The following is a 21,478-nucleotide window of genomic DNA, read 5'->3' on the forward strand; positions in this document are numbered from 1 at the left end:
GTACTTATTTATTATAGCAAAATTACGATTGGAAAGAAGTTAAATCATATATTCGTCCTTTGTTGTTGCCAGTATAGGGAAGATTTAGTGTGTGGAGAATTCTGTTTACAACCATACCCGACGAAACATTGAGAAACTCTTTCAAATTACCATTCGTACATGTCTTACTAATGAGCAATGCATAATCTCGTATAGCATCCACATGTGCCACTTTTGAAAAATCTTTACAACTTGTACAACGCCAACCCTTCTTAACTTTAACCATTGGAATAACTAAGCATTTCTCACATTGTACTCCATTTAGCAACTCCTCTTTTTCTATTTTATATTGCTCAAGTATATTTTGTTGAAGTGGAGAATGCTCCGCTATTATTTGATGAATGAGCCTATCTACATTATCTATAACTTTTCTCTTATATTTACTTTCAAACCACTTTATTTTATGAGGTAAATTGGCACTATGAATAATTGTATGAAGAAGATTGTCATCTGAAGATTTTATAATGGTACGAGGCGAGCTAATAACAACGAGGGACTCAATTGGAAGACTAGAGGAAAATCCATGTGAGTTTAACCATTTCTTTAGTTGTATTTCTTGCCTTTTTATTTGTAAAACCGGATCTGGAAATCCCTCTGAATTTCCTTCTGTTATTCGGATAAGTTGATTAAACTTTGCATCAAACATTAATGTACCTGCTATATTTTTTATCTCAAGAAAAAGAAGAAACTTTGTGGAAAGGATAATAGTATCAATTTGAAAGTATTTATCATAATTACATAAGCGAACATCATGTAAAACACTATACTCTTTCTCAGAAATAAAACTAAGCGGATAATCAATCGCTTGCTCTCCTTTATACCCCGCCATGTGTTTTGCCAAGTTTTCTCCAATTAAATTTCGTTTCGGATGATGTACAGGTAACCTTCTAAGAAGTGCTTCTAACTGCCTTATATAAATCGGTATTTTTCTCTCTTTCACAATCACCTCAAACACCCCTTTACAAATATATCAACGATTTTTTCAATATATCTATCACAACTCACAATATATCAACGATTTTCTCAATATATCTATCACAACTCACAATATATCAACGATTTTTCCAATATATCGATTGGTCGACAATATCTGACACTACCTCACTCCAATCACTCACAGCATATCCTAGAAAAACATCTTCAGCAAAAACTTAAAATCGCATTTCCTCATAAAAAAACATAACCTGCTCCTCCAGCAAAGGTATGATTTTTAACCCTGCGATGCCACTCTATCTATAACCTTGCTGTGAATTCCACAAAATCCATTTGTACTTATACCAACTTTCACTTTTTTCACACTGAAACTATATCCGTTAAAATCGTTTCATAACGTTATTACTTCCGCATAGCTACAATTTATATAATAACGGTACAGTACAAATAACGTACTGAATCACTAAGTATGGGGGAATAACGATGAAAGAAGCGTTACTATTAGTAGACATACAAAATGATTACTTTGAAGGCGGCAATATGGAATTACATCAACCTGAAAAAGCCGCACAAAAAGCGAAAGAAGTCTTGAAAGTATTTCGTGAAAATCATAAAACAGTTATTCACGTACAACATATCGCGAACAATGAAGGAGCTACTTTCTTCTTACCTGATACAGTAGGTGTTCAAATTCATGATGATGTACAACCGATTGTTAACGAAAGAGTCCTACAAAAACATCACCCCAACAGTTTTTTAAGAACAAATTTATTAGAAACATTAAAGACAGAGAAAATAGACCGACTAGTCATTTGCGGTATGATGACTCATGTATGTATTGATGCAACAGTGCGCGCTGCCAGTGACTTCGGATTTCAATGTATTGTAATTGAAGATGCTTGTACAACAAAAGATTTAGAATTTCAAGGAAATCTAATCCCTGCAGTACACGCTCATCAATCGTTCATGAGTGCATTAGAGTTTGGTGATATTTATGCAACAGTCATGTCAGCAAACTGTTTTATAACCAAAAGCAAATAAAGAATTACAGTTCCATATGAAAAAAGAAAGGATAAGTATCTTATTCTTTCTTTTTTTCCATCGTCTTAATGACAGTATTTATACGATAATCACCATAATGTAAAACATCTGCAAGAGTCTCTTCTAATTGCTGATGCGAAGATGTGTGAAGAGTCATGACATAGCAACCATCGCCGCTTATACGATACATTTCAGTAATTACGTCCGTTTTTTCAAAAAAATTTTGAATTTGATTATGATAATGCGGTGCATGCAAAAATAGTGTAACAAAGGTCATAATAGATCCTTCTAGCTTAGCCCTGTCAATATTTATCGTATATTTTTGAATGACACCTGCCTCTTCTAATTTATTAATTCGCTTCCCAACAGCCTGACCAGTCAAATGTACTATCTCCCCAATTTCCTTCCAGTTCATTCTAGCGTTTCCTTGTAGTAATTGTATAATCTTAAAATCTGTTGAATCAAACATGGGTATCCCCTTCCTATACGAAACGAATTCTATAAAATCTTCATTTCTCCTACAGTTTTTCTCAAAAGTTTTGCACTACAATCGATTAGCTCTATTAGCAATTACATTATTGTTAGTGGCTTTCCTTCTTCTTTACAATGTATTTTTTGGATTACTCGTAGGCACTACAGCAAGCTAGCAATTTTTTATAAATATGAACAAATTTTAGGAATTAGTTTATCTTTTTTTAATGTTTTATTTAGAGGCAGTTTATAGTCGGGTATTAACATAAGAAACGTAGCAACTAAGTTCATATATGACGCACTGCTACTATAATCGCTAACCGTACTACTTGAAATCATAAAATAAGGAGACGATAAAACATGAACAAAAAAGCAAAAGCACTATCATCCGTATTGCTCGGATTCACATTAGCATTAACAGGGTGTGCTGGTACTAAAGCTGAAGAAAATCATGGGAAACAAAAACAAGAACAAGTTGCTAAAGAAACAAAAAAGGAAAATAAATTAACTAAAGGGCAAAAAATGGCTAATATTCTTAGCGAGACAAATTGGCAAGGTACACGAGTGTATGACAAAGATAAGAATGACTTAACAAAAGAGAATGCAAATTTCATTGGTCTTGCAAAATATGATGCGAAGTCAGGCAGATATGAATTTTTTGATGCTAAAACAGGTGCAAGTCGTGGCGATAAAGGAACTTTCTTTGTCACAAATGATGGGAAGAAGAGAATATTAATTTCAGAATCAATGAAGTATCAAGCTGTCGTTGACATGACAAAACTAAACAAAAATGTATTTACTTATAAACGAATGGGGAAAGACGCTAACGGTAAAGATGTAGAAGTTTTCGTTGAACATGTCCCATATAAAGAAAAAGAACTTTCTTTCACTGATCCGGACAAGCAGCTGAACACGACTACAGGAGATATTGTTAAAAACGTTGATGGAGATAAAATTCTAGGCGATACCCTTTGGCATGGAACAAAGGTATTAGATGAAGCTGGTAATGATGTAACACAGTTTAATTCGAATTTTATAAGCCTAGCAAAATTTGATGACAAATCTAATAAATATGAGTTCTTCAATAGCGAAACAGGTCAAAGCCGCGGTGATTATGGCTACTTCGATGTTGTACACGAAAATAAAATAAGAGCCCATGTTTCCATTGGAAATAATAAATACGGTGCTGCTCTTGAGCTTACTGAACTAAATAAGAATAAATTTACGTATAAAAGAACTGGTAAAGACCAAGCTGGTAAGGATATAACTATATTCGTTGAACATGAACCTTATAAAGGTGATATGAAACCACAATTTAGCTTTTAAAAACGTTTGATTAAAGATCCTGTACTGAGTTGCAGGATCTTTCTTATTAAGCAAGAGAACGAAAAGACGAAAAACATGTAGCTTTTCGTCTTCACAATATTCCCTGATGATTTACAAAACCTAAAAACATACCGATACAAAATAAAATAAATCCAATTAGAATTAAGGGAAGAGTTAAGCCACCCCAAGCTGGTTTATTAGCAAACGCCCTTATTTTAAAATTAATCCTTGCTAAAGACATGATAACAATACCCGCTATTGATAAAATTGTAGTTACATAAGTCATTTATAACAATACTCCTCTTCTATATTGATTTTATATCTCTGCAAACCATCTGCATAAGTGTTATAGTCCAATATTCATACATGCCATTACAATTGTAGCAATCCAGCTTTGTGCCACATCATTTGTAAAATTCATTCTTCACTCCTAAAAAAAGACAGAACCAGACGGTTCGGTCTTTTTTGTTTTATAATAATCTCTTTTATTTTTGCTACAATACCTTTTTCTTATAAATCTTACGCTAACACAGCTTTTAATTAACTTATCCTGAAATATTATGAATTTGCGTTCAACTTATCTAAAATACTTTTATCTATTTTCGCTTGATTCACTTTAGCTATTTTAGAAACAATCCCACGGCGCTCTTCCCAATCAATCAAATAATATTGATTTTTTTCCAATTTATTTTGCATGGAAATTTTCAGTTCTCTTTCTTCCCCTTTTTTATCGTACACCTTCTCATCATAAACATGATACGTAAGAACTTCTCCATTACTCAATTTTTCGTTTTCTACTGTAGAATCGGTCGTTACTTTTACATAATATTGTTTAGTCGAATAGTATCCATTCCCTGACTTCATATAGTAGAAAGCACCTCCTACTATAGCTAATAACACAAAAATTCTCATGATCCATTTCATATGATAATACCTAACCTTTCTATTCTACTTGTAAGATTTATACCCGTTAAAATATAAATCTTCCTTACCTTAAGTATGCTTTAACCATAAAGATGGTACAATTCAGTTTCCTTACACCCACATTACATTTTTGTAATTCTATCATTTTACAAAAGTTTCTTAAGTTGGCCGCAAACAAAAGAACATAAACTGTTTTAAGTTTTATTCCTCCAATTGCCACACTTTTAGCAACACTTGTTCAAGTAATAGGAATTACATTATTAATCAGCCCTCACCAATCAGGCCGCCCGGCAAATAGCGGGATAAAATTTGTGACCAAGTAAAAAAGCGCCCTACTTATAGGGCGCTTTTTTTATACTTAATGACTAATACTAGCTGTTGGGTATAATGTTGTTCCTCCAATTGAAACTTTTATTTCATTTGTTAATGGAACATTTTGTTCATTAATAATTGTTCTCCACCATTCCCATGCAAGACCTGTACATTCTCTTGCTACAATTTTTATATTTTTTGAGTTCGGTGGAAGAGGGATAACTGTAGAGTAATGAGCCGTTTTGTCTTTTCCGCTACCATCCCACGTTTTATGTGTTAGTACTTCGTTACCCTTTTGGTCAAATGTGAATTCATCCCAAGATACATCAAATTGAGCAACGTAAGCACCGTAATGATCAAGTGTCATTTTAGCACTTGAATATTCTGTAGTTGTCGTCTCAATATAATCTGTATTGTTATGAACAGCAGCAGTTGCATTATCTTTTAAGAAAGTACTTGTATATGAAATCGGGTATGCTGGATTTTTAAGACTTAATTCAGCATTATCTTTAATGATATTTCGGATTTCATTGAAATCTTTAGTAACAACCTTGTTATGCTCTTTCGCATCTCCACCTAATACTACAGCAGTAAAGGTACTTTCTTCAAAAATACCTTTATACTGTCCACTTGTTTCAACGCTGTTATTCTTAAGTAAGGCTTTAAAAGCAGCTTGTACATCTTTGCTCTTAGATGTTGTTTCTAATTTTACATAAATCGTTCTACCATAAGCTACATTTGAAACCATAACAGGTGGAGCCGAATTACTTACGCCTTTTCGAGTTAACTCGTCAAAAGTAACACTATTATCAAAAAGGTCAGATGGATTATTAGGTAGTTCAGCACTTACCGTATAAAATATTTGCTTATATGCGGCAACCATCACTTTTTTCTCTCCATTTGCAACCGCATTAAAATCAATGTTTAAACTGTTATCAAGATATTTAGCGTTAACATTAAGAGCACTTGCGATTTGTGATTTACTATAAACCATAGATTCCGTATACTGCATTCTTGCAGGTAACGTATGTGTTGTGGAATACTTTTCATTCCAAGTAGATACTAAATCGTCTACTGCTCCAGCTACATTACCATATGTCGGATTTTGGACAGTGATTGTATTTTCTTTTCTCATGCCCGGTAAGTCTATACTAATATTCAAAGGCTTTCTCTTAGCCACTAATAAACTTGGTTGATTGTCTGCAAAAGCTTTATTTGCAAGTTGTACAGCTCCTGGATACGTACGATTCACTACAGAATCAATAATTGAAATATCGACTGGTGACGTTGTAAGTGATTTTTTCTCGCGTTCCACTACTACAAATTTACCATTTGAATTGATACTTTCTTTCGGAACAAAACTCTCTACTTTATCACCATTTACAGCTAAAACCTCTTGATTATTATATTTAAGATTTGCTATACCAGTATCAATGCCACTAGCATTTTTGGTTACATCAGTTGCATTACTTGCTTGTGTTTCTGCGAAGGAAATAGATGAATAATTAATAGTGCATAGACTAACTAATAAACATGCAAGGAACTTTCTTCTCTTAGTGTTTTTCTTAATATTCAGAAAAATCACCCCGTTCTTTTTTTAGTAAAATATGATAATGATTGATAAATGATAGCTAACTAATACACTTACATAAATGCTTTTAAAAGTTCTTGAATTAACGGGATTACGCCACCTACAAATTTTAATACTGCCATTGCGATTTCCATATTATTTCCTCCTTTTTATTGCTACGAAAATATGATTTATCTTTATGCCCTCATTATAGTGACCCCTTACACTTTTATCAATACACTCTGATATGCAATATTACATATAAAAAAACAAGCTGAATTCTTTTGAAAAATTATACAGAGATATTTTTTCCGTTTGGTACATACTTGAAAAGGTGAAGCGTTCTTTTTCATTTTATGAGTAATCACATAAAAAAAGCTGCTGCCTATAAAATATAGACAGCAACTTCAACTAGAATGTCTTGCATAATCTACGCAAGACATTTTATAACTAATACACTGCGATCGGCCCATAAGGACCATTAATAATTTCTATTTTTGTTTCAAAAATATCTGTCAAAAGTGTTGGGTCCATAACCTCTTCTACTGTTCCGAAAGCAGCAATTTGTCCATCTTTCATAGCACAAATTTTATCCGAGTATTTAGCTGCAAAATTTATGTCATGCATAACAGTCAAAATTGTTCGTCCAAATTCATTAGCTGCACGTCTCAAATGCTCCATCATTTGAACAGAACGAGCAACATCAAGGTTGTTCAAAGGTTCGTCCAAAAGTACATATTCCGTCTCTTGGCACAATACCATCGCTACATATGCCCTTTGTCTTTGACCACCAGAAAGCTCATCTAAATATCTATTCTCTAAACTAGTTAAATCTAAGAAATCGATATATTTAGAGATGATAGCCTCATCTTCTTTAGTCAATCTTCCCTTTGAATAAGGAAAGCGCCCAAATCCAACTAGTTGTCTCACAGTAAGCCTAGTTACAAAATGATTTTCTTGTCGCAATATAGTCAAAACTTTTGCTAAGTCTTTTGATTTTGATTCAGAAACATCCATATTTGCTACCTGAATTTGGCCTTCATCCATATCTAAAAGTCTGCCAATCATTAAAAGTGTCGTTGACTTTCCAGCACCATTTGGTCCAATTAAAGAAGTAAAGCCCGCTTTTGGTATTTCAATATCCAAAGGTCCTATTTTCACCTTATCAGTATAGAACTTTTTAACATTATCAATTTTTATCATAAAGCCCTCTTCCTTAAAACTATAGTTAAGAATATGATTCCACCGAATAATTCAATAATAACTGAAACTACACCTTGAGCATGGAATACATGATACATTAAAAAGTATGCGCTCGTCATTATTAAAAATCCTATAGCAAAAGCCATCGGAAAAATATATCTATGATCATAAGTTGATGCTGCCTGATAACTCAAAGTTGCTACTAAAAAGCCGTAGAAAGTAAGTGGCCCAATTAGAGCTGTTGAAATGGACATCAAAATAGCAACTAATACAAGCGTATAAATTACACTAGGTTGGTATTTAACTCCAAAAGAAGTAGCAACATCCTTTCCTAGTGACAAAACATTTAAATTCTTAGAATGAGCAAAAATTAATACTGCTATAATTATGATCATAGGAATTACAATAGGAAAATATGCAGGATCTGCATGATTAACAGAACCAAATAATCTTGCTTGTAAGATATCAAATTCTGAAGGCGCAAGTAGTTTTCTCATGAAAGTTGACACAGAATTTAGCCCGGTACCAATAATAATTCCAACTAAAAGCATAAGTTGTAAATTCCCGTATTTACCGGAAAGTAACCATCCATAAAGTATCAAACTCATGAAGACCATAACAACAACTTGGAATAAAAATGATCCAATTCCATTAAAATTTATTAACGCACTAGCACCAAAGAAGAATACTGTACTCGTTTGAATTGCTGAATAAAGTGATTCGAAACCTAAAAGTGAAGGAGTAATAATTTTATTATTCGTAATAGATTGGAAAGCAACTGTCGACAAGCTATGGCAAACCGCAGCAATAATCATTGCAACAATAGCTACTATCCTTCTCTTAACGACTGGGATAAAAGAAGGTGAATCTATCGGAACTGGATTGTTATAAACTAAAAGTCCATATGAAGAAAGAAGACCTAAAGCAATCAATGTTATCAGTAAAATCCAATAACGTCTTGCTTCCTTCTTAGACCGAAAAGCGCTAGCTGATCTACTTTCATTATGAAGGCTAGAATCGATTTCGACATTTTCTTTTTTTCTATATTCTAATGTGATCATCGTAGCCTCCTTGGTTTTCTTTGTCTCAATAAAATAGTAATAAACACGACTGCTCCCACTGTTGCAAGTATTAAAGAAACAGGTAATTCAAAAGGCTGTATAATTGTTCGAGAAATGATGTCACAGGCAGTTATTGATCCCATTCCGATCACACAAACCCAAGGTAAATTACTCCTAAGATCATCACCTCTAAACATTGAAACGATATTTGGCACAATTAATCCTAAGAAAGGTAAGTGTCCAATAACAGCTGCAACAATTCCAACTGCAACAGAGATAAGAGCAGTCCCAAAAAGAACAATTCTATTGTAATTAACTCCAAGACTTGTTGCGACATCTTCTCCTAGTCCAGCTAAAGTCAATCTATTAGCATACATAAAAATAAGAAAAGTAATGATAACAATCAGCCATAAATATTCATATCTTCCCACCTGAATGTTAGCAAATGAACCTACAAACCAAGTTTCAATACTTTGCGTCTTTTGAAAAAGGAGTCCTAAAAAAGTAGACACTGCAGAAATTACTGCTCCAAGCATCAATCCAATAATCGGAACAATTAAAGACGAACGAAGCTTAACTCTTCTTAAAAATAGAAAGAAAATCATAGTTCCTATAAAAGAAAAAATGATTGCACCAGTCATTCTTTGAACTAAAGTCGGGGCAGGAAATAATAAATACACAAAAAGCAGGCCTAAGCCTGACCATTCAATAGTCCCCGTTGTAGTAGGTTCAACAAAGCGATTCTGTGTAATGAGTTGCATTACGAGCCCTGCCATCGCCATCGCAGCTCCAGTAAGCATTAATGCAGCTGTTCTCGGAACACGAGTTATGAAAAACATCTCTGTCCCGTCCTCTTGTCCACGTATATCATAAACTCCAGTAAACAGTGATATAATCCCTAAAATTATAACAACTATAATCGCTATTATAAAAGGTTTTGTCCATAATTTATTGTGATTATAAAACTGGGGTTGAGAAATATTCTCAACCCTAGAAATTATATTTTTTGACACTGTTTCGTACTCCTTTACACTACTTAGCTAAAGTTTTTGCCACATTTCCAAATAACTCTATATAAGTTTGAATTGATTCATTTGTGTAAGTATCTTCTGGTGCATAAATAACTTGTTTTTTAGAAACAGCAGTTGTGTTTTGAAGAGCAGGTGATTTAGAAATAACATCCTTAGCAGGTGTTGACTTAGCTGCATCAGATGTTGCAGCATCACGATCTAATACGAAAATCCAATCAGGATTTGTTTGTGCAATAGCTTCAACAGAAACGTCATCACCTTTATGACCTGCAGTAGAATTTGAAACTTCTAACGCTGGAGTCCAACCGAAAATTTCATACATTGGTCCCCAAACGCGACCAGAATGTGGAGCAGCAAAACCAATATTACCACCAGTAACGATAACACTCATAACTTTATCTTTTCCGTTATAAGCAGATTTTGCGTTTTCAATAGATTTATCAAAATCAGCTACTAATTTTTTAGCTTCTTTATCTTTATCAAAGATTTTTCCTAAAGTAACTGTAGAATCTTTAAGTCCTTTTACTAAGTTTTCGCCAGGCTTAGTAGCTTTCTCAGAGACATCAAAATTAAGATCAATAACTGCTGCATTTGGTACTAATTTTTTGATTTCTTCGTAATGGTCAGCAAATCTTTGACCAACGATTACAAGGTCAGGGTTTGCCGCTGCAATAATTTCAAGATTTGGTTCACGGTGATTCCCAATATTTTGAACTTTTTCATCCTTTTTATATGCTGAATCAGCAGGCATGATATCCTTTGGAGCAGCCGCTAATTTAATTCCCCAATCAGATAAAGTTTCAAAAGTTCTGTTATCCAAAGCAACTACATTCTTTGGGTTTACAGGGACTTTAACAGTTCCATGAGCATCAGTGATTTCAACCGTTTTTGGCTTATCACTACCATTATCTTTATTATTAGCCTTCGAAGTTTCTTTACTTGAATCTGAGCAAGCTACTAACATTAAAGTGAAAACTGCTAGAATACTCACTAATTTTAAAAGCATAGATTTTTTCATATGTATACTCCTTATAGTGTGATTTATTTCGAAAATGATGACATCCATAGATTGAATTAGAAAGTAACTTTTATTCAATTGAATCGCTATTGATAATCATTTTCATTTGAACATCCTGTTAATTAGTATAGTCATTAATTCTGTGAAAATCTTGTGAATGGTGTGAATTCATAAAATCAGGCATAAAAAGTAATATGTGGAGTCAGGCGTGTTGATTAACCATGATTTCCTCTCCAAAACACGCTCATTAATAGCTAATATTTTCATAATCCATTTTTTTACGTCTTTTAATACTTCTAAGAAACTATTTGATTATCATATTTAATAAAAAAATGAGTAAAACCAAATGAAATAGTTTTACTCATTTTTTTATTATCTTATTTTTATCAGTCAATCATCGAATAGCCTCTGCCATGTATCGTTTGAATATATCTTTCTTTTTTCTCGCACTTTAACTTTTTTCTTACATACCCAATATATAAATCTACTACATTTGGATTTACTACTACGTTATATCCCCAAACCTGATTCAAAAGCATTTCACGGCTCAATATTGTATTTTTATTCTTGATTAAAAATACAAGTAAATCGTACTCTCGCTTAGTAAGCGAGAGGTTTTCGCCACCTTTTTTCACAATATTGCTAGATGCATCAACAAAGAGATCTTTAAACTGAAAAAAGTTTGTCTCATTTTGCTGAATACAGCCACTTCTCCTTAAAATCGCTTGAACTCTTGCTACTAATTCTTCTTTCACAAATGGTTTTCTTATATAATCATCTGCTCCTGCTTGTAATCCTGCTATGCAATCCTTGCTAGAAATATTATCGGTCACAATAATGATTGGTGTCTTTTTAACAAGCCGTATTTGTCTGCAAATTTCTGGTCCCGATATACTTAATGAATCCCAATCTAATATGATAATATCCCAGTCTTGTTCATATATTATATTTAAACCTTCGTTTTCATTGTGAAGTTTTAAAATGAAATAGCCTTCTTGCGTTAGACCGCTTACGATTTTCTTTGCTGAAGACCGTTCATTTTTAATCACCAACACCTGCTTCACCGATGGTTCACCTCTACTTCAATATAACTTATTTAGATAAAAAATTATCCCCAAAAAACAATTTAAGATTTATAAATTTAAAATTCCTAAATAATCCATGAAAACAGCTTATTAGGAGAACTCTATATAATCTTACAATAGGTATGGATAAAAACACAAAACATATCAATATTCGAATAAAACAAAAACTCAATGAAGTCTTATCAACCAGGTTTTGACGGGATAAACTTGTAATCATTAAGGGATACGCATTAAGGATAGAAGTGAAAGAAGTGAAGAATTAGAAGCATTCTATTTTTAAAATCCTAACTTTTCCACAAACAAAAGAAGCATAAACTTGCCGTGAATGTTACAACAAAACAAATAAAAATACCTATTATTAGCATGTGGCATTTAATCTTACTATTTTATTCATTAAAGCTTTTATACAACAAGTTCAATAACTTTAACAAAGGAGTTTTAGTATATTGGCTTAATGGTAAAAGTGTTTGTAATGATATCCTTTGCTTTTAGAGGTACCGTCAGGAAAATGCGGATTTACAACACTAAGCCCATTTTCCTGACGATTCCTCCGCTTTCAACAACGTTAAGAAAATTTTATATGAAAGAAAGTTTTGTTCTTTTAACCAAAAACGGTCGTTTATGGTTAGATGAACTACTCACAGCTATTTATGTGATGCCATTTTTTAGATGTAATCAAAGATAGTACAGTTGCATCATGAATTTGCCAAATTCCTTGTGTCTGTTGTCCCATATGGAAGGATCTCGTATATTTTTGCAGCAAGTGCCTGGGGAGATTCCTTTGCCCCTCTTTTAATCCAATCGTTAACAATATTATAGATACCGCCTGCTAAAAACAGGATTTGCATTCTGCTTATGTCATGATTGCGCGTAATATCCGCTTGAAAGACCTTTTCCATTGTGTAATTCAAATAATCAAGCATCATACTAGATATATTTGCATCAATTAACTTTCCTGACGGCTTCTGTGCAGACACAAAGCCCTCTATAATATATTCAATAATTAGCTGCATACTTTCATAAGGATCCAAACTATCAACCTCTTTCAAAAATTGTTGAACAATTTCATCCACTGATACTTGTACGACGTCGTAAACGTTGCGGTAGTATTTGTAGAATGTGACTCTGGCAACTCCAGCCTTTTTGCAAATAGCTGTTACGGTTATATCTTGCAGTTTATGTTCATGCAACAGTGCGCTCAATGCCTCCATAATGTATTTCTGAGAGTGTATACTGTCTTCTCTTGACTTCCTCAAAACTAACACATCCCTTCATTCTGTTCGTTTTAAGTGCAAATTATCACATAGTGCTTGAAAGATGAAAATTCACTGTTATACTTACACATGTAAGTACAATTGTTAGTGTATAAAAGGCCATCATTGCTGTCAATGTGTACCATTTTCTTTGTTTCCTACTGGCAATTTCCCGCCATTTTGCAAGCTATAAATAGGGTGAGATATACTGATACAATTTACAATATATATTTTAAAATCCTTTTATATGAATAATATGAGATTTTGGTGTTTGTACGTTTCTAAATTACAACGTAAGAACAAGACAAATTTCCAACGAAAGTAGGGTGAGATTTAATTGGCAAAATATCTTTATAAGTTAGGACATTGGGCAGTAAATCATAGGAAAAAGGTTATATTTAGTGCACTCGCAATTCTTATTGCATTTGTACTTATTGGAGTCAACATGGGTTCCTCTTTCAATGATGAAATGAGCATTCCGAATACACCGGCAGATAAAGCAGGAAAAGTAATTAAAAAAGAGTTTAAAGCGATGCAACCAGCTGGTGCACAAGTAAAAGTAGTATTTCAAGCACCAAAAAACGGAACCTTGGAGTCAGCGGAAGTACAACAGAAAATTGCAGAAGTTCTAAGTGAGATAAAAAAAGATTCAGCTGTTGATTTTGTGGCAGCACCGATGCAACTGCAGAATCTTAGTGAAAATAAGAAAATCGGATATGCAGTTGTTACGTATAAAGTGGAAGCGGAAAAGGTCACAGAAGCTTCTAAGGATAAGATTTTAGATAGTATTGAAACAACAAGGGATGCCGGCATTCAAACGGAGCTATCAGGAGGCGATATTAAGTTTTCCGACTCAGAGACTTCAGGTATGACTGAAATTGTTGGAGTACTTGTTGCCTTCGTAGTCCTGACATTTACTTTTGTGTCTCTTCTAGCAGCTGGACTTCCGATTCTCACTGCGATAATCGGATTAGCGATTGGAATGCTAGGAATCATGATTGGAACCAATTATGTGGAAATCCAATCTGTTTCCTTAACATTAGCTGCCATGCTGGGACTCGCAGTAGGCATTGACTATGCGCTTTTCATTATCAATCGCTTTAGACAGCAGCTCGCACAAGGAGATTCTGTTCCAGAATCTATTGCCATTGCAACGGGAACAGCGGGAAGTGCCGTAATCTTTGCAGGATTGACTGTTATTATTGGTCTTTTGGGACTGTCTGTTACAAAGATTCCATTCCTAATAGCGATGGGCGTATCCGCTGCTTTCACTGTATTCATAGCTGTGGTGGTTTCCGTCGTCATATTACCGGCCATATTAGGAATTATCGGCCATAAGATTGCCCCAACTAAACAAAATCGATTCTTGGAAAAGATGACTGGGGCAGGTAAGAAACGCACTGGTTCAAATAAATGGGGGGAATTTGTCGTAAGACGTCCTCTGGTTGTTTCGATTTTCGCAATCGGACTACTTGCAGTGATTACGATTCCATTTTTCCATATGAACCTTGGGCTGCTTTCTGATGGAACATCAAAGTCCACAGAAACGACAGAACGAAGAGCATATGATTTATTGACGGAAGCATATGGAGAAGGAATTCATGCCTCTTTAGCGGTAGTGGCAAAAGCTGAGGAAGCAACAGCTGAAACGCAAAATACTATGAACACCGTTGCAAAAGAATTGGGTAACTTATCTGACGTGAAAAGTGTGACACCAGCTATCCCTGGTCCTTCTGGAAAGATTTATATGATTTCCATCACACCAAAAACAGGACCTGACGATACAAAGACGAAGGATTTGGTAAATACGATTCGGGACAGATCAAACCAGACCGAGAAAAAAAATGGAATTGAACTAATGGTAACGGGCACAGCAGCGATGAATATTGATATTGTGCAAAAGCTGAGTGATGCCTTGCCAGTTTTCGCTGCTCTTATTGTGGGACTCGCATATGTACTCTTAGTTCTAGTGTTTAGATCTCTACTCATTCCATTAAAAGCAGTATTAGGGTTTCTACTGTCTCTTGGTGCTACGTTGGGAGCCGTGGTATTTTTCGTGCAGGATGGGCATTTCCAAAATTTATTTGGTTTCCCAGCTGCCAGTCCAATCTTAGCTTTCTTGCCTGTTATTCTGATTGGCATCCTGTTCGGACTTGCCATGGACTATGAGGTGTTTCTAGTAAGCAAGATGCGGGAAGTATATACACATACAGGCGACCCGAAGAGAGCTATTTTAGAAGGAATGCGAGAGAGCGGTAAAGTCGTAGTCTCAGCAGGATTAATTATGATGTCTGTATTTATTGGATTCATGTTGGCACCTGATAGCATCATTAAATCCATAGGCATGGCTCTTACATTCGGTGTTTTCTTCGACGCATTCATCGTGAGAATGACAATCGTACCTGCGGTCATGGCTCTCATGGGTAAGTCGGCCTGGTACTTGCCAAAATGGCTGGATAAAATTTTACCTAACATTGATGTTGAAGGCGAAAGCATTATACATCACATGGAAAACAAAAGTGAAAAGATATATAAACAGAACAGTTAAAGTTAATTCATAGTTATATTCATAAAAAAATCGCTTTCTTATAAAAGAGAAGTGGTTTTTTAGAGAAAGTATAGATCTCCTTCGCTGCTTATACAAATATAGGTAAAAACAATTTAAGAAGGTTTGTTTGCATCATTGTAAAATATAAACATAAATGAAACACGCATTTTGAAAAAACTTAATCAAAATGCGTGTTTTTAGTATAAATCTAGTAATTTTATCAATGGGTACAAATTGTCCTTTTAAATTGTAGAAATTCAATGAATATCATATACACGTAAGGTGGTCACTTCCCTGTCAAGTAGACAATAATAAAGATACGGTTTAAAATCTTTTATTTTTGTATGCATAAGTTTGCCACAAACAAAAAGAACCATAACCTCGCCGACCTGGCAAAGTTATGGTTCATATCATACAAAATAAAAAAACCACCAAATATGTATTGGTGGAGACGGTGGGAGTCGAACCCACGTCCAAAAATATCGGCACTTAAGCTTCTACGAGTGTAGTCGATATATTAGCATTTCGCGAACTCTTCGGCCTATCGACAGGCTTCCAAGTTGCTAGTCTGATTGTTCTCTTCCTTCGCCCTCAGACGGCGAACTCCGGCGTAGTCCACTTAGTTTGAGTCCCTTACCCTACCACATGGACGATGGAGGGAGGAACCTTTAGTGCAATTAAGCAGCTAAAGAAAGATTGTTTTGTTTGCCAATTATAGGCTTTGACGTTTTAACGAGGCCGATCCCCTCGACTCGCAACCTAAGCTCGAACTATCCCTGTCGAATCCGTAACGTCCCCATGATAAAAATGGAGCATACGAAGAAAATATCGTGATAGCTACTAAGAGCTGTTTTTCAATGTGCAACAACCTTACATAAGTTATTATATCATACGCGCGCCGTTTTACAAATGTAAATATCTGTATTACATCTTTTGGCGATCACGGAACACGCGTGCAATTTCACGTTTCGCTTCTTTCTCTTTTAAATCGTGACGTTTATCATATTGTTTCTTACCTTTTGCTAAACCAAGTGCCATTTTTGCAAATCCATTTTTCAAATAGATTCTAAGTGGAACTAATGCGTAACCTGTTTCTTTTGCAGCGCCCGCTAGCTTATCAATTTCTTTTTTATGAAGAAGTAATTTTCTCGTACGAAGTGGATCATGGTTGAAACGATTCCCTTGTTCGTATGTATTAATGTGCATATTATGAACCCATACTTCACCATTATGTATACGTGCAAACGCATCTTTCAAGTTCACGCGACCAGCGCGAATCGACTTAATTTCCGTTCCTTGAAGGACAAGCCCTGCTTCGTATGTTTCTTCGATGAAATAATCATGAAACGCTTTTTTATTTTGTGCAATAACCTTACCTGTACCTTTTGGCATATAACGTCCCTCCTCTATTTTTACTATTGTAACAAATGTAGATAAAAAGCGAAAGTGGCTCGCTCAGAATCTTTGGACATTGGAACTCCCGACAGAGAAGCGCTTTTTGCTTCGTCCGAGGGAGTGAAATGGCCCATAGATTCTAGCCACTGTAGCTAGATTCCATTAAAAGCGAAAGTGGCTCGTTCAGAATGTGAGGTGGATGGAGCTTCTGACCTTGAGGCGCTCTTTGCCTCTGGGGAAGAAGCGAAGCCGCCAAACATTCTAGCCACTGTAGCTGGATTATACAAAAAGCGAAAGTGGCTCGCTCTCAAGCCACCAATAAAAAAAGAAAAAGCCCCGCTTTTCATCAAAGCGAAGCCACTCTTTTCTTACTTACGCTTTTTCTTTTTCTTCTTGAATCCTGGTACGTTTTCGAAAAATCCTTTTTTCTTCTTGCCGTTACCATCTTTTTTCCCTGGCTGACTACCGGACGTAGATGCTGTTGCTGATGCTGATCCTCTTCCTGTACTTTTACCTTTGCCACCACGGTCAAATTTTCTACCTGTGCCACGTTCTCCGCCGCGCTCATTACTGCGCTCGCTACGTCCACCGCGTTTCTTTCTGCCTGTTCTTGGCTGCTCGATAACGACTGGACGATCTTTGAACTTACGGCGAGGTGTACCTTTCATGCCAACGATTTCAAAGTCGATTGCACGCTCGTCTTTATTTACGTTAATAACACGAATTGTAATTTCGTCACCGATGCGGAATACGTTTCCTGTACGCTCTCCGATCATAGCGAAATGCTGCTCGTCATAACGGTAGTAATCATCCGTTAAATAACTAACATGTACAAGACCTTCAATTGTATTTGGAAGCTCTACGAATAAACCGAAGTTTGTTACAGAGCTAATCATACCGTCATACTCTTCACCGATCTTATCAACCATATACTCTGCTTTTTTCATTTCATCTGTTTCACGCTCTGCTTCAACAGCACGGCGTTCCATATTAGAAGAGTGCTCTGCAATCTCAGGTAATTTTTCACGCCATTTTGCTTGCGTTCCATTGTCGACTTTACCATTAATAATGTATTCACGAATTAATCTATGAACAATTGTATCTGGGTAACGACGAATTGGTGATGTGAAATGTGTGTAGAACTCAGTTGATAAGCCGAAATGTCCTAAGCTATCCGAATCGTAACGTGCTTGCTTCATAGAACGAAGCATAACCGTTGAAATAACTACTTCTTCAGGCTGTCCTTGAACCATTTCAAGAATTTGTTGCAGCGCACGAGGGTGCACTTCATTCGCACGTCCTTTTACCGCATATCCGAAGTTCGTTACAAACTCGAAGAAACGCTCAAGCTTATCTTCTTTCGGGTCTTCATGGACACGGTACATAAACGGTACGTTCATCCAGTGGAAGTGCTCTGCTACTGTTTCATTCGCAACAAGCATAAATTCTTCAATCAACTTCTCTGATACAGAGCGATCGCGCATGACAACATCAGTCGGTTTTCCTTCTTCATCCACTAATACTTTCGCTTCTTTAAAGTCAAAGTCAATTGCACCACGGCGCATACGTTTTTCACGTAGAATTTGTGCCAATTGCCCCATCTCTTTAAACATCGGTACTAATGGCTCATAACGCTTAATTAACTCTTCGTCCTCATCTTCTAAAATGCTTCTTACGTCAGCATACGTCATACGCTCTGTCGTTTTAATCACACTTTGGAAAATCTCGTGTTTAACAACATCACCTAAGTTGTTGATTTCCATTTCACAAGATAATGTCAGACGGTCTACTTTCGGATTTAATGAACAAATACCGTTAGATAGACGATGTGGAATCATCGGAATTACACGGTCAACAAGATACACACTTGTCGCTCTTTCCGCTGCTTCTACATCAATTGGAGAACCTTCTTGAACGTAATGACTTACATCCGCAATGTGAACGCCTAGCTTGTAATTGCCGTTCTCAAGCTTCGTTACTGTAACAGCGTCATCTAAATCTTTCGCATCTGCACCATCAATCGTTACGATCATTTGATCACGTAAATCACGGCGATCTTTTAAATCTTCTTCTGAAATCGTTTCTGGTACACTGTTTGCATGCTCCATCACTTCTTCAGGGAATGCTAAAGGTAAATGATGTTTATGAATGACAGATAAAATATCTACTCCTGGATCATTTTTATGACCTAGAATTTGAATAACTTCACCTTCTGCACTTAAACGATTCTCTGGATAGCTCGTAATTTTCACAACTACTTTATGACCTTCTACAGCACCCATTGATGCACTTTTCAAGATAAAGATATCACTCGTCCAGCGCTTATTGTCAGGTATAACGAACCCAAAGTTTTTCGATTCTGTATATGTACCAACTAGTTCTTTCGTTCCACGCTCTAAAATGCGTACAATTGAACCTTCTTGACGTGAACCGCTTGATTGAGAACTAAGGCGTGCTAATACTGTATCGCCATGAAGTGCACCGTTTAATTCTGTAGGTGGGATGAAAAGATCATCGTCTCCCGTTTTCTTCTCTTCTGGCACAACGAAAGCAAAGCCACGTGCATGTCCAATTAACTTACCTCGTACTAAATTCATCTTTTCAGGAAGACCGTAACGGTTGCTACGTGTACGAATAACAAGTCCCTTCTCTTCCATCATTACAAGTGCCTTTACAAAATCTTTAAAGCCCTCAGAACCTTCAATTCCAAATGCCTCTTCTAACTCTTGTATCGTTAGCGGTTTATACGCTTCTTCTCTCATAAATAATAACAACTTATCAATATGTTCTTGTATGATTTCTTCCAAGTAGAAATACCTCCTTTAAACCCTTATATTATTTAGTGTATCCGAAAGATGGGGGATGTATAAAGTGAAACTTTAATCAGTCGGGGTTTGTTCATCCCCCCACTGATTATTAGTTGAACCAATCGGGCCTTTACGGGCAGTTGATTCCTACCTAACTTCTTTGCTTTCGCTGAATTTCAAGGTAGGAGGCCTACTGCCCGTTAGTGCGGGATAAAGTGAAACTTTAATCATCTCCCAATGATTTTTTTACAGCTTCCATAAAAAGTTCCTTATGAAAAAAAGAGGCAACTAGATCTTACCAATCTAGTTGCTCCAAGAAGTTATATACATCCTCATGTAGCTCGTCACGTTGTTTATCAAGTGTAATGACATGCGTAGAGTCTTCATACCATTTAATGTCTTTTAACGTAGATTCTACACCGTTATAAATAATGTTAGCACTATCTGTATTAATCATTTCGTCATGACGTGCTTGTACAACAAATGTTGGTGCATAAATCATATCCACATTGTTACGTACGTCAGCAATTAATTGTTGTAATGCTTTTAATGTATTCATCGGTGTCTTTTGGAATTCCAACATTTCTTGTTCAATTTGTTCTGGTGATTTTTGCTCACGTTTTTTATATTCGCGGGCATATGCCAATATACCTTGGTACATCGTTTCTTCGCTCTTAATATACATCGGTGCACACATTGGTACTACACCTAAAACCGGTACTGTATAACCTAATTTCAAAGAAAATACACCGCCAAGTGACAATCCAACAACAGCAATTTTCTCAAAACCTTTATCTTTTAAAAGCTGATATGCCTCCGTTACATCTTGCCACCAATCTGTAGGACCTGTATGAACAAGCTCTTCTGGTGGTACACCGTGCCCTTTATAAATTGGCGCATGACAAGTATAGCCTTTCTTTTCTAAGAAACGCCCTAACATACGTACATCAGCTGAGTTCCCTGTGAATCCATGTAGTAATAAAACAGCGCGGTCTCCACCCTCAAATGTAAATGGTTTCGGAGATGCTAATTTCATCATGTACTTCTCCTCTTTCTCTTCTGTAATCTAGTCGTATTCTTTCTATATCTAGTGTACCATATTTGTATTTCTATAATCTAATTAGAAACATCTTTCAAATGGCAAAACAAAAAAGAAGAACCATTAGTACATCTTACTAACGCTTCTTCTTTCAATTCTATAAGTTTAAGTACGTAACAGCAATTGTTAATACAAAGAACAATACAGCTAAAACAATTGTAATACGGTTTAATACTGCTTCAATTCCACGTGCTTTTTGCTTACCAAATAATTGCTCTGCACCGCCTGAAATTGCACCTGAAAGGCCTGAGCTATTACTAGACTGCATAAGTACCATAACAATCATTAAAATCGATACAGTAATAAGTAAAACGGATAATAACGTATGCACTTGGCGTACCTCCTACAAAGATTCAGTTATT

Annotated in this window: 18 protein-coding genes and 1 other RNA gene; 3 read left to right on the forward strand and 16 right to left on the reverse strand. The window is 35.6% G+C overall.

The window, feature by feature from the left end; all coding sequences use genetic code 11:
* Window positions 1-22 precede the first annotated feature (22 nt).
* The gene (locus RT27_RS08060) at window positions 23-979 is read right to left on the reverse strand and encodes a nuclease-related domain-containing protein (RefSeq protein ID WP_043935893.1); all 957 of its coding nucleotides are present in this window, start codon (window positions 977-979) and stop codon (window positions 23-25) included.
* Window positions 980-1,455: 476 nt separating this feature from the next.
* Here RT27_RS08060 and RT27_RS08065 point away from each other — a divergent pair, with 476 nt between their 5' ends.
* Entirely contained in the window at window positions 1,456-2,013 is a 558-nt protein-coding gene (locus RT27_RS08065) for a cysteine hydrolase family protein (protein WP_043935790.1), read from the forward strand.
* A gap of 40 nt (window positions 2,014-2,053) precedes the next feature.
* Here RT27_RS08065 and RT27_RS08070 read toward each other — a convergent pair whose 3' ends face one another.
* Window positions 2,054-2,482 carry an Lrp/AsnC family transcriptional regulator gene (locus RT27_RS08070; RefSeq protein WP_000460485.1) on the reverse strand — a complete coding sequence of 143 codons (429 nt, stop codon included), beginning with the start codon at window positions 2,480-2,482 and terminating at the stop codon, window positions 2,054-2,056.
* A gap of 362 nt (window positions 2,483-2,844) precedes the next feature.
* Here RT27_RS08070 and RT27_RS08075 point away from each other — a divergent pair, with 362 nt between their 5' ends.
* Window positions 2,845-3,810, forward strand: a complete 966-nt coding sequence (locus RT27_RS08075) for a DUF4822 domain-containing protein (protein ID WP_029443570.1) — start codon at window positions 2,845-2,847, stop codon at window positions 3,808-3,810.
* A gap of 91 nt (window positions 3,811-3,901) precedes the next feature.
* On the opposite strand, the gene RT27_RS08080 is transcribed toward RT27_RS08075, so the two are convergent.
* The 9 genes from RT27_RS08080 to RT27_RS08130 all read right to left on the reverse strand — a co-directional run bounded on the left by RT27_RS08080 (window position 3,902) and on the right by RT27_RS08130 (window position 13,225).
* Window positions 3,902-4,096 (reverse strand): hypothetical protein, encoded by a 195-nt coding sequence (locus tag RT27_RS08080; RefSeq protein WP_016079772.1) that lies wholly within the window; start codon window positions 4,094-4,096, stop codon window positions 3,902-3,904.
* Window positions 4,097-4,368: 272 nt separating this feature from the next.
* Window positions 4,369-4,734, reverse strand: coding sequence for a YxeA family protein (locus tag RT27_RS08085; protein WP_043935792.1), 366 nt, complete (start codon window positions 4,732-4,734; stop codon window positions 4,369-4,371).
* Between the two features lie 358 nt (window positions 4,735-5,092).
* Window positions 5,093-6,631, reverse strand: a complete 1,539-nt coding sequence (gene alo / locus RT27_RS08090) for an anthrolysin O/cereolysin O family cholesterol-dependent cytolysin Alo (RefSeq protein WP_043935793.1) — start codon at window positions 6,629-6,631, stop codon at window positions 5,093-5,095.
* A gap of 435 nt (window positions 6,632-7,066) precedes the next feature.
* Window positions 7,067-7,819: an ATP-binding cassette domain-containing protein gene (locus RT27_RS08100; protein ID WP_000590061.1), complete on the reverse strand. Its 753-nt coding sequence runs from the start codon at window positions 7,817-7,819 to the stop codon at window positions 7,067-7,069.
* Window positions 7,816-8,880: an iron chelate uptake ABC transporter family permease subunit gene (locus RT27_RS08105; RefSeq protein WP_016079769.1), complete on the reverse strand. Its 1,065-nt coding sequence runs from the start codon at window positions 8,878-8,880 to the stop codon at window positions 7,816-7,818. Before RT27_RS08105 ends, RT27_RS08100 begins: the two co-directional genes overlap by 4 nt.
* The gene (locus tag RT27_RS08110; protein ID WP_000041820.1) at window positions 8,877-9,893 is read right to left on the reverse strand and encodes an iron chelate uptake ABC transporter family permease subunit; all 1,017 of its coding nucleotides are present in this window, start codon (window positions 9,891-9,893) and stop codon (window positions 8,877-8,879) included. The genes RT27_RS08105 and RT27_RS08110 overlap by 4 nt, the downstream gene beginning before the upstream one ends.
* A gap of 19 nt (window positions 9,894-9,912) precedes the next feature.
* Window positions 9,913-10,929, reverse strand: coding sequence for a siderophore ABC transporter substrate-binding protein (locus RT27_RS08115; protein ID WP_043935794.1), 1,017 nt, complete (start codon window positions 10,927-10,929; stop codon window positions 9,913-9,915).
* A gap of 386 nt (window positions 10,930-11,315) precedes the next feature.
* Window positions 11,316-11,993: a response regulator transcription factor gene (locus tag RT27_RS08120; RefSeq protein ID WP_043935796.1), complete on the reverse strand. Its 678-nt coding sequence runs from the start codon at window positions 11,991-11,993 to the stop codon at window positions 11,316-11,318.
* A 716-nt stretch (window positions 11,994-12,709) separates the two neighbouring features.
* The gene (locus RT27_RS08130; RefSeq protein ID WP_043935894.1) at window positions 12,710-13,225 is read right to left on the reverse strand and encodes a TetR/AcrR family transcriptional regulator; all 516 of its coding nucleotides are present in this window, start codon (window positions 13,223-13,225) and stop codon (window positions 12,710-12,712) included.
* A 379-nt stretch (window positions 13,226-13,604) separates the two neighbouring features.
* Between RT27_RS08130 and RT27_RS32350 the strand changes: the two genes are divergently transcribed.
* Complete coding sequence (locus RT27_RS32350) at window positions 13,605-15,815, forward strand: MMPL family transporter (protein ID WP_043935798.1); 2,211 nt, start codon at window positions 13,605-13,607, stop codon at window positions 15,813-15,815.
* Between the two features lie 443 nt (window positions 15,816-16,258).
* Here the strand turns inward: RT27_RS32350 and ssrA are convergent.
* The 5 genes from ssrA to secG all read right to left on the reverse strand — a co-directional run bounded on the left by ssrA (window position 16,259) and on the right by secG (window position 21,447).
* Window positions 16,259-16,613: a transfer-messenger RNA gene (ssrA, locus tag RT27_RS33005) on the reverse strand.
* A 126-nt stretch (window positions 16,614-16,739) separates the two neighbouring features.
* Entirely contained in the window at window positions 16,740-17,207 is a 468-nt protein-coding gene (gene smpB, locus RT27_RS08140; RefSeq protein WP_001123917.1) for an SsrA-binding protein, read from the reverse strand.
* A gap of 371 nt (window positions 17,208-17,578) precedes the next feature.
* The gene (rnr, locus tag RT27_RS08145) at window positions 17,579-20,017 is read right to left on the reverse strand and encodes a ribonuclease R (protein WP_043935799.1); all 2,439 of its coding nucleotides are present in this window, start codon (window positions 20,015-20,017) and stop codon (window positions 17,579-17,581) included.
* A gap of 295 nt (window positions 20,018-20,312) precedes the next feature.
* Window positions 20,313-21,053: a carboxylesterase gene (estA, locus tag RT27_RS08150; RefSeq protein WP_000761986.1), complete on the reverse strand. Its 741-nt coding sequence runs from the start codon at window positions 21,051-21,053 to the stop codon at window positions 20,313-20,315.
* A 160-nt stretch (window positions 21,054-21,213) separates the two neighbouring features.
* Complete coding sequence (gene secG / locus RT27_RS08155) at window positions 21,214-21,447, reverse strand: preprotein translocase subunit SecG (protein ID WP_000557266.1); 234 nt, start codon at window positions 21,445-21,447, stop codon at window positions 21,214-21,216.
* Window positions 21,448-21,478: the final 31 nt, after the last annotated feature.

This window comes from Bacillus sp. L_1B0_5 (genome assembly GCF_000836715.1).
GTDB classification, from domain to species: domain Bacteria; phylum Bacillota; class Bacilli; order Bacillales; family Bacillaceae_G; genus Bacillus_A; species Bacillus_A thuringiensis_S.